Genomic DNA, 14,800 nt, shown 5'->3' on the forward strand with positions numbered 1-14,800 from the left:
TTTGAATGTTTCAGCCAACGTGGCCAAGACGCTCGGACCGGTATTGGCCGTTGAGTATCCGTTGCCACCAATCTTGATTATCCAGATACCACTGAACCGTTTTGCGTATACCGCTTTCAAAGGTTTCCTGTGGTCGCCAACCAAGTTCACGCTCAATCTTGCCTGCATCGATGGCGTAACGACGATCATGCCCAGGGCGGTCGGTGACGAAGGTGATCAACTCCTTGTAAGAGCCCTGCCCTTCATCGCGGGGGCGCAACTCATCGAGCAGCTCACAGATGGTTTCCACCACTTGCAGGTTGCGCTTCTCGTTGTGTCCGCCGATGTTGTAGGTTTCGCCCACGATACCGCGCGACACCACTTCGACCAGCGCTCGAGCATGGTCTTCAACAAACAGCCAGTCGCGGATCTGCGAGCCATCGCCATATACCGGCAACGGCTTGCCGTGGATGGCATTGAGAATCACATGAGGGATCAACTTCTCGGGGAAGTGGAAGGGCCCGTAGTTGTTCGAGCAGTTGGTGACCAGCACCGGCAGGCCATACGTGCGGTGCCAGGCGCGCACCAGATGGTCGGAGCCGGCCTTGGACGCCGAGTACGGCGAGCTCGGCTCGTAGGGCGTAGTCTCGGTGAACAGATCGTCGGTGCCTTCCAGGTCGCCATAAACTTCATCGGTGGAGATATGGTGGAAGCGAAAGCCCTGTTTCTGCTCCGCCGCCAACCCTGACCAGTAGCGGCGGCTGGCCTCCAGCATGCTGTAGGTGCCGACGATGTTGGTCTGGATGAAATCCGATGGGCTGTCGATGGAACGGTCCACATGGGATTCGGCCGCCAGGTGCATTACCGCATCGGGCTGGAAACGCGCGAACAGCTCGTGCAGCGCCGCTGTGTCGCAGATATCCACCTGCTGGAATTCATACCGGGGGCTACCCGCCACCGACGCCAGGGACTCGGTATTGCCGGCGTAGGTGAGCTTGTCGATATTGAGCACGCTCACATCGGTGTTGTCGATCAGATGGCGAACGACGGCGGAGCCGATAAAACCAGCACCGCCGGTGACGATAATACGTTGGGTCACTTGCTGTACTCCTTGGGATACCACTGGATCAGTAATTTTTCGTACTGGGAAAGGATGTTTTCCCAAGTGAATTTTTCGTTGAAGCGGCGGGTGCTTTCAGCCTTCATCGCCGCGATCAAATGGCTGTGGTCATCGCGCAGGTACTTCTCGAACAACTTGGCGCAGTCGTGCTCGTCATCGAAGTACACCGCCGCATCACCGGCGACCCAACGGTTGAAATGGTTGTTATGGGCAATCACCGAGCAGCCGGCGCCCAATGCCTCCACCAGCGAAGGGTTGGTGCCTCCTACTTGATGGCCATGAATGTAAAAGCGGCTGAAAAACCGCAGCGCCCGAACCACCGCCGCCTCATAGATGGCACCGGGGAAGATCACTTCCTTGCCGGCCGCGTCCATCACCCGCTTGTGGTACTCGTTCTTCTCTGGCGTGAAGTTGCCCAGCACCACCAACTTATGGTTACGGCGCTTGCTGCTGAAAGCCTTGACGACCTGCAGAAAGGAGTTCTCCGGCTCCGGCCGGGCGATAACCACCGAGAAACCATGGGGCTCCAGGCCATAATCAGCCAGGGCGGTCGGGTCTGCTTCGTTCACCCGGTCCCCGCCATAAGGGATCATGGTGATCTTCGAATCCTTGACCCGGGTGGCCAGGTGATCCTTGATTTTCGGGTGGTCGGCCACCAGGTGGTTGCCGATCCAGCAACCTGCTCGCTCGTTTAGCCAGAACCAGGTTTTGGCAATCAAACCCCACTTTTCGCGCTTCCATTCGATGCCATCCATATTGATGACATTAGTTTGACCCTTCATGCGCTGAAGAATATTGAAGACAGCTGTGTTGTAACCGAGGGTCAAAAAAAGACCATCTTGGCCCAATGCGTGAATAGTGGCTTTCCAGTCGAAGATCATGGTTCCAACGACCCCCGTATTGGCGGACGGGATATGTACTCGTTTAACGCCACGCCATTCGGTAGTGGAGATCCCACCAGTGCCTTCTTCCTGGCAATAAACGACGACCTTCCAACCGTTATTCGTTAAGTAAAGTGCGAGTTTCTCTGCGAAGGTTTCGAATCCACCATGCTGGGCTGGAATACCTCGTATGCCCAATATATGAATTTTTTTATTACCCCCCATACACCCCCCCAAATTATCGATATAAACAACAAACCTTCATTTTAAAAAATTTCTTTTTATCGCATCCAAATATCTAAACCGATATTTTTTCGTTGGCTCTATATACGAACCCTCACCATACTCATTCCAACAACATATAATCACAGTATTGTGAGTTTTCTCTTTATTGGAGCGAGCAGTAGTTATAGCTTCATGCATATGACGATCAAATTCTTCTGGCGTACTGATAGAACTATCGTGTAAAGGATCAGTACTCCCCCCCCACGGTCTTCGATCCCACCCGGAAGTAGCTGGCACAAGGTACGGCAGTGGCGAATTGTTAATCATCCAACTCCAATTTTCCTGATAAGCATCAGACAACTCAGCATAAGAGCGAGATTGCTTATATAAATGCTGCCTTAACGAAGGAGCAGATTGGTAGTTATAAGCAGTTAGCGCATCATAAGTTGCATCAGGTAGTATTTTTTTAACAACGTTATCGATCGGCGCCGTATTGGATATAAAATATATACCCTTAAAGCCTTCATTTCTTGCTTGTTGGCGAGCTCTGGCCAACAAGCTTTTGGTAGTCTCTCCAAATTGCTCCGCATGTTTTTCAAGAGACTCTGGTGAAAAAATTACTACGACCGGCTCACCATTGATTTTTTTATAATTACTATTGACAAAATATTTTTTCAACCAATATGCAACAACCTCATCAAACTGTCTTAAACTTGATGGTGTATCAGTGTGGTTTGCCCATAAGATAGCAAAATCAATATCTGTTGTTTTACTGTGTTCTATAAATGAATCAATAGCATGATTTAGAGTCACCCCATATTTCGGGACCCAATACCAGTCATATACTACGAAATCAATGTGATTGTCTTTCATCCACCTTAATTGCTTAGAAGTGACATCTTTCGATCCATCCTTATACCAGCCAAGCAATGGTTCTTTATCGGGGAACCTTTTTATTAAATCCCATGGCGGACGCTTGATCAATGGAGCCTCTTGCTTCCAACCTGGAAAATAATACACGCCAATACTGGTAACATCTTCACCAAAGCAACTGTTGAGCAAAATAAAAAATATCACGACAGCGCGAAAAAACTGTTTCGCAAAAAAACTAACAACCCTTACACCAAAGCTTTTCACAGGCTAACTCTCCACAGTTTTCCGGTCTTCCAACCTTCCGAAAACAAAGGACAATAGCAGAGCTACATTTCGATCTAGTTTATGCATACTAATACCAGAGAAAAAACATCTCGATAAACCTAAAACAACTGAACCACTTCTCAATTCAACAGTTAAAGATAACAATTTTTGTTGAGAAGGTGTTACTCTCCAACCGTAACATTCATTAAAACTAGCAGCCTGCAACACAACTCTATTTAGATATTTTTGAGCTTTCAACCAAGGCTTTTGATTATATAAAAGTCTTAGATAATGCCGAAAACCGGAGTCTTTGGCACCTAGACAATTACCTCCATGCTGGCGATAAAGAATAGTAGGCTTATCTAAATAAGTGATTTTACCTAAACTAGATGCAACCAACGCCAACCACCAGTCATGCATCATTATGTTATTCGGTGCAGCAGATGCGGATAGTTTACTTTCTTCAAGTAGTTTTTTATTCGCCGCAATCGTGCACCCAACAACAACGTTCTGAATTAATAGCTTTGAGAAATTGACTCCTTTTATAGGATCAAATCTACTTTTGTCCATAAACGAGCTTGATATCTCCCTCAAACGCTCGTCCACGACCTTTAGATCAGTAAATACCAAATGTGGTCCATCATAGGACTTAAGAATTTTTATGCTGTCACAAACCTTATTCGGCAACCAAACATCATCTTGATCGCAAAACATAAAATATTCTGTTTCAACACAAGCCAAAAGCTTAATAAATGACCCGGCAGGGCCTTGATTTCCATAACCATCAGCAATTATCTGCACCCGTGCATCTTTCGCCGAATAAGATTTCACAATTTCAAGCGTGCTATCAGAAGAACCATCATCCCTTACAAGCAACACCCAATCTTGGTATCGTTGTTGAACAATAGAATCTATCTGCTCTCTTAAATACTTCTCACCGTTATATGTTGAAAGCAGAATAGTCACAGAACCACTTGAATTAGCCATCTCGTCGCCCCTTACTAAAAAAATTATGAACCTTTGTTTTTTGAAAGACTTCAAGTTTAGTTAGAAGCGCAAAATATACATATGCCAACGTAAACACCTCAAAGGTGCTTAATACAGCACAAAATATTAAAAAACCAAACAATGATATTGAAAGACCGTCCGACACACTATTATACGGCGACTCCAACTTAGCAGTAAGCTTTCTTGCCTTCCGATAATAAGCCACCACCATACAAACAAAAAATATAAACGCAGGCAATCCGGAATCAGCTGCAATTGTTAGATAGTAGTTATCAACTGACTTTTCACCCGTTGTGACATTTGAACTTGCAACATGATCCACAGCCAACCCAGGCCCCCATCCTACCAGTGGATGCTTCTCAAATGTATCCAACCCAAGATTAAACTGATCAATTCTCGCTTGAGTACTCATTGATTCAGAATTACTTTGCCCTTCAAGTGCAAGACTCGCAAAATTATATGCGACCGGAACACCAGCAAATAAAACAGCAATCATGACAAACGATCTAACAACCGGCATTATCTTTCGTTGATTTTTTAGATCGCGGATCAATTTAAACAGAAACATAAGCCCAAGCTGAAGTACAAAAACAAGAACTCCCGCTCTCGACCCAGTAGAAATCAGGGTATACATCCCAAGCAACAAAACTGTGACAGAAGCAAGCTTTATATGCCTGCCGACTTTTATTTTTAAAAACAAAATTGCTATTGGAATAGTTAATATCAAGTACTCAGCCAATACTAACGGATGCAAAAAACCAGCCTGGGCCCGGTAAGTCCCTCTAATTTTTTCCGTTAACGCCGATGCAACATACCCCGTTTCCATTGCGCTTCTAGGAACTAAGCTATAAAACATATTAGCTTTAATTAAAGACTCAACAACTCCAATCACAGAGACTATGACCGCACCATATAACACAAACCTAAGCGCTTCAATTACCCTCTGCTTACTTGTCACCAACAAAATGGTTATTACAAAAAAAGAATACTGCAAGAGAACATCTAAAGCAGCAATAAAAACTGAATATATAGGATCTTCCGAAAAAACAGATGATATTAAACGCCACAAAAAAAACAAACTTACAAGAACTACCGAACGGGAGCTTTCGCGAAAACTTCTATACGCGATCGTCATATTTTTTGGCGAAGCCAATATTGAAAATACCGTCAACACTATTAACAGTAAGGCGTACACCCTCTGAATATTAAGTATAGGTAGACCCGAAACTTTAAGACCCGCATACGTTGGCCACAAAGTGAACAACGTGAGGTATGCCAAGTATAGTCTATATAACATACTCAGACATTCTTCCTATTTTCTCTCATCTTGAGCCCACGCTTTACTGTACCTGCAAATGATCTTAATAAAGACACGGGCGTAGCGAGCATAGTTGCCCTCAACAGAAGGCTTGTATTATATCTTGGAACGGCTAAGCCAATCAGCCTTAGAGCCAAGAACCTAAGCAACAATGTTTTCTTTCTATATGCTTGGTGAAACTGAACTTTTTCTACTCTAGAACAATCCACTTCGCTGGAAACGTTTATATATCCACTTTTAATACATTGTTCTAAGAGATTTTGCCCTGCTTTATTTCTAGAAATAATAAAGCTCTGACCATCCCTCTCTGAGAAATCAGGCGATCCATCCTCCGCAACATGCCAGGCATCAGCGCCTGTAATATCTGAAAATTCACCTGTACCATCGGGACATAACTTACAACGCCATTGTACTCTCGGACTAAGAACATATCTCCATGACTCCTCATAGGACATAGATCTTGTGGTATCGTCCTTGAGTGTGACTGTAGCAGAACCCGGCCAACCATCGCCTCTGTATCTAAAGTCTTTAACTTCAGACTCCTCTACTCCTAAATCTTTAACAATTTTAAGAGTACCTTTTTTACTGGGAACACCGGCGCACATAAACGACAGCATATATTTAATTTTGTCGTTTACTCGCTTGTCGTGCTTTGCCAATCTTCTCAAAGCTGCCACATCACAAGGCTTGCCGACGAAAGCAAAGGTTCCCGGCCTGTCCAACAAACTAACAATAGTATTTAAAGGAGCCGAGGGCGAGTATCTAGAACCAGTAGCACTTAATATTTCCGCTCTATTTTTTGCTATATTAACTTGTGTATCGAACGGATTCTCATCACCCACACAAGTATTCACGACGTAATCTACTATTTTTTCCTCTAGTAGATATATTTGGAGTGCACTCAAGACTCCACCAGATGACCCTTTTAGACGAACCTCGCTATCTGACGCAGCACCAATAGAAATTGTATCGACAACACCCCACAATGGGTGATGATCTTTACTAGCAGTAGCGTGACTAACATTCAATCCTGGACAAACATCTTTTATAACCATTGAATCCGACAGCTTCAGATCGTTATAAATTGTTGGCCTTAAGTATCCTTCATCATTCATTGCAACCTTAATATTACTGGCACCCGCGATACTCTCACACAGCCCGCACCCAGTACATAGATTGTTTTTCTCTACCAACTTAATGATATTCGAGCTCATTTATTCATAGCTCTCAAATTTTCTTTTAAGGAAAGTTTTATATACACCGAGCTTAGTTTGCGCCGAGACATTACTTTTGTTTATTTCTTTGGCAAGATTTGCTCTATCAGCGTAACCTTCTAAAATTGTATCAATAGCGGCTTGAGTTGTATCAGATTGGCCATCTACTAAATTTTTGTACCCTAATGTCCCATATAACCCGCTAAACTTACGACTGTATGCCACCGGAACTACGGGCACCCCACTAGAAAAGGCCGCAATTGTTGCATGCATACGCGCACCGGTAAAAAAGTCCAAATTCGAAATATAACTTTTCGCCTCTACAGGTGAAGAAAACTTAGGCGCCAATACACATTCCGGAAACTTACTCTTAACACTCAAGCTAGCGCGATAATCATCTTCAATTGCATATCTATCAGTTATAACATGCGAGACCAAGTGCACTCTAACATTGCCATCCTTCGAAAACTCCTCAATAATACTCTCAATCAAACTCGGATAGTTAATCGTTAATCCGAATTGATTCTCCCCGTTGTACCCTCCATTCATTAGCAATCCGGAAATATTGATCCCTACATCTATATTTTCTTTTACTTTTTGAACATTTTCACGGTTATACGGTAGTGCAAAAGCCAGGTCGGTTACTACACTTGAGTTCCGCTGATGTCCATTTTCTACTAGATAACGATAGGACTGCTCATCTCGAGCAAACACCGCACTTGCTTTCTTTAGAATGAAATTTGATACAACCTTTCCATACCCCTTGTTAAAGGGCCCAATAGTTTGGGGGCTAAGCACAAGTTCTTTACCGCAATTAATCACCAGCGCCTTACTCAATGCCTGCTGAAGAAACCTTTTAAAACCGTATATATCCGTAAAACTATCACCCTCACTCAAATCAAATACAATAAAGCATTCAGATATCGCCTTCTTTATCTCAAGTAGCTTTAACGGATTTTTAGCTATTTGCCTTATAGAAAATTGAGAATAACTTACTTTGCGTGCCGTAGCTTTTTGAAATTCATTATCCGTCGACGGCATCATTCCAATGACGTGGTAACCGACATCTAAATTAAGGTCTTTAAGGGCCTCTTCAATCAAACAAAAATGACTGTAACTTAAAGCTCCCACGCCTAAATTTTCAGAGGGATAATTATGCCATAAAAGTCCAATTTTTTTCATTACGCAATTCTTTCAAAGTAGTTAATAAAAAAGATAGCTATAAGCATATAGAATCCGATGGTTAGTGCTATGTTTTGTTTCGACAGCCCCAATGGTACGTTACTGCTAACCAGCCTAAAAACATAAAGCATGTGCAGCACCAAAATAGAAACCAGAAGAGAAACTACAATTCCCTTTATCCCCAAATATGGCGCAACCAATACAGATAACGCTAAAAAAATGAGCATGCTTAAAACATTATAAAAAGCCCGATAACTTTGATGCCCCAAGCTAGATAAGACTATCCCGTGTGCTGCCGCCAAATATCTCTGCATCAGCAAAACACCTACAAGAGGAAGTAAGCTTACTAGCTCTACGTATTTTTCTCCGTAGATTACGCGCGTCATTAATGCCGAGCCATATATGAACAGCACCGCTCCTAGACCGCCTAACAACTGCATCTTAAAATACAGCCGGACTATCAGAGCTTTTAACTTGTCGTCATCAGCGTTATGCCTTGAAAGACTCGGGAGATAAACATTAGACAGGACTTGCGCCCCCGTATTTGCACCTTGTAATAGGCGCATTCCTGCCTGATATATACCCACTGCGTTGTGCCCTAGCAAATACCCCACAATCAGAGTATCAACACTGGTCACCAAGTTAGTTAAAAACGCGTCTATTCCAAAAGCCGTATTTCTTTTTATATCGCTTATGGTCTTTCTCAGACTGCCCCGAATCATCTGCTGGTAGTCTATAAATTTATAGATAGTACAAGACAAAGCAAGCTGTACTACTTTGCAAAAGAGCATACCCAATGCAACACTTTCCGCCCTCCCTCCCACAATCAAAATCATTATGAGCACAGAAAAATACACACAATTGCTGATCAGTGTAATTGCAGCTTCGTAATGGTACTTATTAATACCCCTATACACCGCATTCATAGATTCGGAAAACGAGGTCATAACACATGAAGCTAAAACAATAAAAAACAAAATCACCTGGTACATATGAAGCTTCAAGCACATTACCGTTAGCGCTGAAACAAGGAGCAATACCAGTGACAACGCCAACTTAGCATTTATAACATCAGCAAGTATCCGCCCTTCTTGACCCTTGTTAATCCCTATATCACGCAAGATACTTTGAGTGAACCCAAAATCCACAATCAAACATGCTATCGTTGCGGCTGTATATATGTATATGAATTCACCAAACTCAGATACATTCCAATAACGCGCCATAAAAACGAATAGCGCGACGTTAGTTAACAATCGAACAAATACGGTAACACCCATGAAAAATATTTTTCGAATCACTGACAAACCCTTTGGCCTTTACAAGCTCTCTAGAGAGCGCGGGCACGCTACCGCCCCAGGATTTTTCGTCTTATTCCTCAGGACGTGATGTTTCCATGAAATATCGGATTGATCATGCCTATTGGCTGATGATCCGGAGCAGCAGTAAACGATAGAACCCAAGAATAATAGGAGCGCCGTCAAGCATCTGAACTTATAACGCGACCTTTCGAACTTCGTCAGTTTTTGTCGGAGGCGTAGGCATAGTGGTAATAACCATAATCACTGTAGCCATACCTGTTGGAGGCTTTTTTCTCCACGCCGTTGAAAATCGCACCTTTAATGGCAACGCCATTCTGGGAGAACCGACGGACCGTCAACTCGATTTCTTTCGCCGGATTCAGTCCATAGCGCGTCACAATCAGGTTCGTCCCGGACAGGCGCCCGACAATCGCCGCATCTGTCACAGCCAGGAGTGGCGGCGTATCGAGAATCACCAGATCGTATTGCTTGCTCGCCTGCTCCAATAACGCGCTGAAATTGGCGTGCATCAGTAGCTCGGAAGGATTGGGCGGGATTTGGCCTCGACTGACAAAATCGAAGTTGTCGATTGCGGTCTTATGAATAGCCGTGGCCACATCGCAGCGCCGGGCCAGGATATCGGAGAGCCCATTGTCTGAAGTAGCACCCAACACTTTGTGCAGATAACCCTTGCGCATGTCGACGTCGATCAACAATACCCGCATACCGGTTTGTGCTATCACCACCGCGAGGTTGACCGACACGAACGTTTTACCCACCTGAGGACTGGGCCCGGAAATCATCAAGCGGTTATTGTCGGCCTCATGCATGGCGAAGTGCAGACTGGTACGCAAGCTGCGCAATGCCTCGATTGCCAAATCGGTAGGATGAGTGACGGCCAGCAATGAGGTCCCATTGGAACGCCCTCGTCCGCGGGAGACTTTGTCTTCTTCGGTTTTCTGCAGAATGCTGTAGGGAATCGACGCGTAAACCGGCAACCCCAGTTGCTCGATGGCTTCCGGACTTTCGAGCCCCCGGTTCAGAGCCCTGCGTACCAGCACCAAGGCCACTGCCAGGAGGCCGCCAAAAATCGTAGCAACCAATACAATCAAGGCTTTTTTCGGTTTGACCGGTTTGAGGAAATTAACGTCCGCAGTATCGATCACACGCACGTTACCCACGGTCCCCGCTCGCATCACATCCAGTTCCTGAGACTTATTCAGCAGCTGGGTGTAAATGGCCGTACCGACCTCTACATCCCGGGTAAGGCTAAGCAATTCTTGTTGGGTAGAGGGAAGGCTCTCCACTTTGGACGCCAAACTTTTCTGCTTGCTGCTCAACTCACCGATCTGGGTCAACAATGCGCGATAGGCAGGATGTTGACGGGTGAACTTGCGGTCCATCTCGGCTTGCTGCAACTTCAATTCGGAAATATTGGTATCGAGCCCGACTATTTGATCAAGAATGGCTTTGGTTTCTAGCGTGATATCCACGGACTTGCTGCGCGTCTGGTATTCATTCAAGGCATTCCCGGCTTTTTCTAGGTCCTTTTTGACCACCGGAAGTTGCTCTTTGAGAAACGTCAGGCTCTGCGCCGCCTCAGCTGAAGTGCGCTCTACGTTCTGCCGCACATAAATAGCGGCTATTTCATTGAGTGTTTCAATGGCCTGATTCGGATCTGTGCTTTCCAGCGCCAGCCCGATCATGCCCGACTCTTTTCCGCGCTCGGATACATCCAAATCCTCTTGGTAGTCGAGGATGCTGGTCAAGCGAGAATTGCGGATGACTCTGAAGCGAGTCCCAGGATTGGCATGCATTTCCTCTATTTGAAACGTTACGCCATTTTGCTCGAAAAGCTCTCCGGCCCGACTGGCGGCCAATAGGTTGTCATCTTCATCCACCAACGTGAAATGACCATTTTCACCCGCAGTCAGGGTCAATTTCTTGCCCAGTTGCGAGTCGGGGAGATCCAGTTTGAATATCTTCAGCGACTCCCCTCCCCACGCGAAACTGTTCAACCCCAACAAGGGTTCGGCTATTTCACCGGGATTTTTATTCTGGAATCGACGCGCCAGGAACTCACCGAAAACCGGGAAATACATTGGTCGTATGACGATATCAAGTTTCAGGTTATCGACCGTTTTACCAATCACCGCACGAGACTTGATCAGCTCGATCTCGGTCACCGAAGGCGACTCTTTTCCCAACATGCTGCTGACATCGGAGAAACCTAACAGATCGTTCTTCTTCGCTTCGACCTGCAACAGCGCATTCGCCTGAAATACCGGTGTAGCCAGCACTGCGTACGCGGCCCCTGCGACCATGAAGGCGCCTGTAACCGCGGCAATCAGCCATTTATGGTCGATGAGTGTTCCAAACAGGCCGAGAAGATCAATCTCGTCATTGTCGTCGTCCCGCACGTTGACTACCGGTGCTTGCTGCATAAGTCGGATTCTTTGCCTTGATTACGATTCAAAAAGGAGTGGCCATCAGCGTGCCAGACGCTGTGCCCATGCGTGTACGGCTTCTTCGATCAACGCATAAGCGTGCACAAAAGCAGGTTTGCCTTGACGGTAGGGGTCGCTGATCTCTCGATCGTCCTGCCATTTGCCCAACAACAACACTTTGCCCCGCGCTTCAGGCGCAATGTTGAGCACGCCACTGACATGCCGTCGCTCCATCACTAGAATCAAGTCCGCCTCACTGACGGCTTGAGAAGTGAGCTGAACGGCCTGGTGCTCACGGGGCAGATGACCATGCTCCGTGAGTACGGCGTGTGCTGTCGCCTCGATGGGCTTGCCCGTCAGGGCGGCAAGGCCGGCTGAACTGACCTGAATATCGGAATGGACGAGTGCCCCACGCAGCAAATGCTCCGCGGTGGGACTGCGGCATATATTGCCAACACAGACAATCAAAACCCTTTTAAGCAAGATGACCTTCCCCGTCTTGTCAACATTGGCGGTGACCTAGCACTTGCCGAACATAAGAGCTTTAAATTACGAATGAGCCCGGGCACTTATAATGGCCAGGAACTGCGACTGAAACCTTCAGACAATCAATGCGTATTTATTACCATGACGTTTGAACAGCCCCCAACTTTTTATCCCGACAAAAAATAACATCACACTCTTCAGGGTATGAAAATAACAGTTAGCGAATTTATCCGGACAAATTCTAACGGTTGTCGTTTTCTGGCGACCGTTCAATCTAAATTACACTGAAATAGCGAATGACTAATGTATAGCCGTTCCGCTAATGCATTGCCAGGGTGTCGAACATTTGGTTAGTAGTTGGGTAAGGGACGCCTCGGGCAATAACTCTATTTACAGCGGGTTACGTCGCGAGCTTACCGTGGAACAACCGGGCATGCTCGCCGGCCAATCGGCTGCTCAATGCCTCCCCTACCCGCGCCTGGCGAGAAGCATGGCGTGCAGACCATTCGCAGCCCCTGACGCGTTGCGAACATTTTTCTCGAGTGACCGGACCGCTTCGAGCCCGCACTCCCCAGCGTGACCGGTTCGGCCAGCCTGGATCGAACCTTTCCTACTGCCATTAGCCACTCCGTCAGTCTACTTTCAAGGACGCTTCCATGATTCGTAAATGCCTGTTCCCCGCCGCCGGCTATGGAACCCGCTTTTTACCCGCCACCAAGGCCATGCCGAAGGAGATGCTGCCGATCGTCAGTAAGCCGCTGATCCAGTATGCCGTCGAGGAAGCGCGTGACGCCGGCCTGCAACACATGGCCATCGTCACCGGTCGCGGCAAGCGCGCGCTGGAGGATCATTTCGATACCAGCTACGAGCTGGAGCACCAGATTCGTGGCACCGATAAGGAAAAGTTCCTGCACGGCACTCGCGAGCTGATCGATACCTGCAGCTTTTCCTACACTCGTCAGGTGGAAATGAAAGGCCTGGGGCACGCCATTCTCAGCGGCCGCTCGTTGATCGGTGATGAGCCATTCGCCGTGGTGCTGGCCGACGACCTGTGCCTGAACCTGGAGGGGGATGGAGTTCTGGCGCAAATGCTCAAGCTTTATGAGCAGTTCCGCTGTTCGATCGTGGCGATCCAGGAAGTACCCCGCGAGCAGACTCAGAAGTACGGCGTGATTGCCGGCGAGTTGATTCGCGAGGGGATTTACCGGGTCAACAGCATGGTCGAAAAGCCCCGTCCGGAAGACGCTCCGTCCAACCTGGCAATCATCGGTCGATACATTCTGACCCCCGACATCTTCGACCTGATCGCTGACACCGAACCTGGCAAGGGCGGTGAAATCCAGATCACCGATGCGCTGATGAAGCAGGCCCAGAACGGCTGCGTACTGGCTTACAAGTTCGAGGGGCGACGCTTCGACTGTGGCGGTGCCGAAGGTTATATCGAAGCCACCAACTTCTGCTTCGAGCATCTGCATCAAAACGCCCTGTGATGTTGCTGTCCCCCGATATGGTCTTTATCACCTTATGGACGAAGCCTCTATGAATACGTTGAGCGGTTTCAAGGCAGATGACAGTCGCCACCCGTATAGCGCTGACCTTAAGCACAACCTCGCGTACCGCATCGTGCGCGCCTATGCGTCGGAACTGATTTTCCCCCGCGTGCGAAAACCACCGGTACTGCTGGTGGAACGCATCGGCGCGTTCCCCTCCTCCGGGGAGATCCGCCGCCAAGTCAAGGATGGTCCGGCGCTGCTGGCGAGCATCAAGCAGCGTTATGCCCGCGATGCCCTTGACCTCAACGAAAGCAGCGGGCTGAACCTGGTCTTTGCCGACTGGCGCTTCAGCTTGCGCCTCTCGGGCGAGGGTTGCGTAGCTTGCCTGACCGTGGAAAGTCGGGGCGACAGCTCGCTCCTGCAGCGCAAAACCGCCGAGCTGCTGGGGCAGATCGATGCAGGGAGGGCATTTGAATGAACGCGATTGCCGAACACTCCACCAAAGCCTGGTACCTGGTCCAGTGCAAGCCCAAACAAGATGAGCGCGCCGAAGAACATTTGCAGCGCCAAGGCTATGCATGCTTTCGCAAGACCTACAGACGTGAGCGCATGTTGCGCGGGCAACGTCGAGTGATCAGCGAGTCGCTGTTTCCGGGCTACCTGTTTATTCAACTGAGCCTTCAGGACAGCTGGGGTCCACTGCGCTCGACCCGCGGCGTTTCGCGGGTCGTCGGGTTTGGCGGTCAGCCATTGCCGATCCGCGATGCGCTGATCGACGAACTCCAGGAACCAGACAGCCAGGCGATCGTGACCACGCTGTTGAAACACGGAGATGCGGTGCGCATCACTGAAGGTCCGTTCTGCGATCTCGAAGCGGTGTTCCTGGCCATGGACGGTGAAGAACGGGTACTGCTGATGATGAATTTGCTGCAGCGTGAACAGCAAATCAGCCTGCCACTGGCGCGGGTCAACAAGCTTTAGATGCTTTTAGCTGCTTACACAAAAACGC

13 protein-coding genes are annotated in these 14,800 nt (G+C 47.5%); 3 read left to right on the forward strand and 10 right to left on the reverse strand.

The features are described from left to right. Window positions 1-10 precede the first annotated feature (10 nt). The 10 genes from rfbB to ACEN8R_RS15000 form a co-directional block, all read right to left on the reverse strand. The gene (rfbB, locus tag ACEN8R_RS14955; RefSeq protein ID WP_064616869.1) at window positions 11-1,078 is read right to left on the reverse strand and encodes a dTDP-glucose 4,6-dehydratase; all 1,068 of its coding nucleotides are present in this window, start codon (window positions 1,076-1,078) and stop codon (window positions 11-13) included. After that, window positions 1,075-2,205 carry a DUF1972 domain-containing protein gene (locus ACEN8R_RS14960; protein WP_258613396.1) on the reverse strand — a complete coding sequence of 377 codons (1,131 nt, stop codon included), beginning with the start codon at window positions 2,203-2,205 and terminating at the stop codon, window positions 1,075-1,077. Before ACEN8R_RS14960 ends, rfbB begins: the two co-directional genes overlap by 4 nt. Before the next feature lie 36 nt (window positions 2,206-2,241). Next, window positions 2,242-3,342 carry a glycoside hydrolase family 99-like domain-containing protein gene (locus ACEN8R_RS14965; RefSeq protein WP_495624171.1) on the reverse strand — a complete coding sequence of 367 codons (1,101 nt, stop codon included), beginning with the start codon at window positions 3,340-3,342 and terminating at the stop codon, window positions 2,242-2,244. Between the two features lie 3 nt (window positions 3,343-3,345). Further along, entirely contained in the window at window positions 3,346-4,329 is a 984-nt protein-coding gene (locus ACEN8R_RS14970; protein WP_258613394.1) for a glycosyltransferase family 2 protein, read from the reverse strand. After that, the gene (locus tag ACEN8R_RS14975) at window positions 4,322-5,503 is read right to left on the reverse strand and encodes an O-antigen ligase family protein (RefSeq protein ID WP_258613393.1); all 1,182 of its coding nucleotides are present in this window, start codon (window positions 5,501-5,503) and stop codon (window positions 4,322-4,324) included. The genes ACEN8R_RS14970 and ACEN8R_RS14975 overlap by 8 nt, the downstream gene beginning before the upstream one ends. 146 nt (window positions 5,504-5,649) lie before the next feature. After that, complete coding sequence (locus ACEN8R_RS14980; RefSeq protein WP_258613392.1) at window positions 5,650-6,783, reverse strand: Coenzyme F420 hydrogenase/dehydrogenase, beta subunit C-terminal domain; 1,134 nt, start codon at window positions 6,781-6,783, stop codon at window positions 5,650-5,652. A 99-nt stretch (window positions 6,784-6,882) separates the two neighbouring features. Then, the gene (locus ACEN8R_RS14985) at window positions 6,883-8,064 is read right to left on the reverse strand and encodes a polysaccharide pyruvyl transferase family protein (protein ID WP_258613391.1); all 1,182 of its coding nucleotides are present in this window, start codon (window positions 8,062-8,064) and stop codon (window positions 6,883-6,885) included. Continuing rightward, entirely contained in the window at window positions 8,064-9,344 is a 1,281-nt protein-coding gene (locus ACEN8R_RS14990) for an oligosaccharide flippase family protein (RefSeq protein ID WP_258613390.1), read from the reverse strand. The genes ACEN8R_RS14985 and ACEN8R_RS14990 overlap by 1 nt, the downstream gene beginning before the upstream one ends. Window positions 9,345-9,583: 239 nt before the next feature. After that, window positions 9,584-11,809 (reverse strand): polysaccharide biosynthesis tyrosine autokinase, encoded by a 2,226-nt coding sequence (locus tag ACEN8R_RS14995; protein ID WP_258613389.1) that lies wholly within the window; start codon window positions 11,807-11,809, stop codon window positions 9,584-9,586. A gap of 45 nt (window positions 11,810-11,854) precedes the next feature. Further along, window positions 11,855-12,295: a low molecular weight protein-tyrosine-phosphatase gene (locus ACEN8R_RS15000; RefSeq protein WP_258613388.1), complete on the reverse strand. Its 441-nt coding sequence runs from the start codon at window positions 12,293-12,295 to the stop codon at window positions 11,855-11,857. Between the two features lie 659 nt (window positions 12,296-12,954). On the opposite strand from ACEN8R_RS15000, the gene galU reads away from it, so the two are divergent. From galU to rfaH, 3 genes are read left to right on the forward strand one after another with little or no spacing between them, the layout of a single operon-like run. Continuing rightward, a complete protein-coding gene (gene galU, locus ACEN8R_RS15005) occupies window positions 12,955-13,788 on the forward strand; it encodes a UTP--glucose-1-phosphate uridylyltransferase GalU (RefSeq protein WP_018928284.1) in 834 nt (277 codons plus the stop codon). A 49-nt stretch (window positions 13,789-13,837) separates the two neighbouring features. Continuing rightward, on the forward strand, window positions 13,838-14,269 hold the full coding sequence (locus ACEN8R_RS15010) for a hypothetical protein (RefSeq protein ID WP_018928285.1): 432 nt from the start codon (window positions 13,838-13,840) through the stop codon (window positions 14,267-14,269). Next, window positions 14,266-14,772, forward strand: coding sequence for a transcription/translation regulatory transformer protein RfaH (gene rfaH / locus ACEN8R_RS15015; RefSeq protein WP_018928286.1), 507 nt, complete (start codon window positions 14,266-14,268; stop codon window positions 14,770-14,772). The genes ACEN8R_RS15010 and rfaH overlap by 4 nt, the downstream gene beginning before the upstream one ends. The last annotated feature ends 28 nt before the right edge of the window (window positions 14,773-14,800 follow it).

The sequence above is a fragment of the Pseudomonas sp. Pseusp15 genome, from assembly GCF_059492165.1.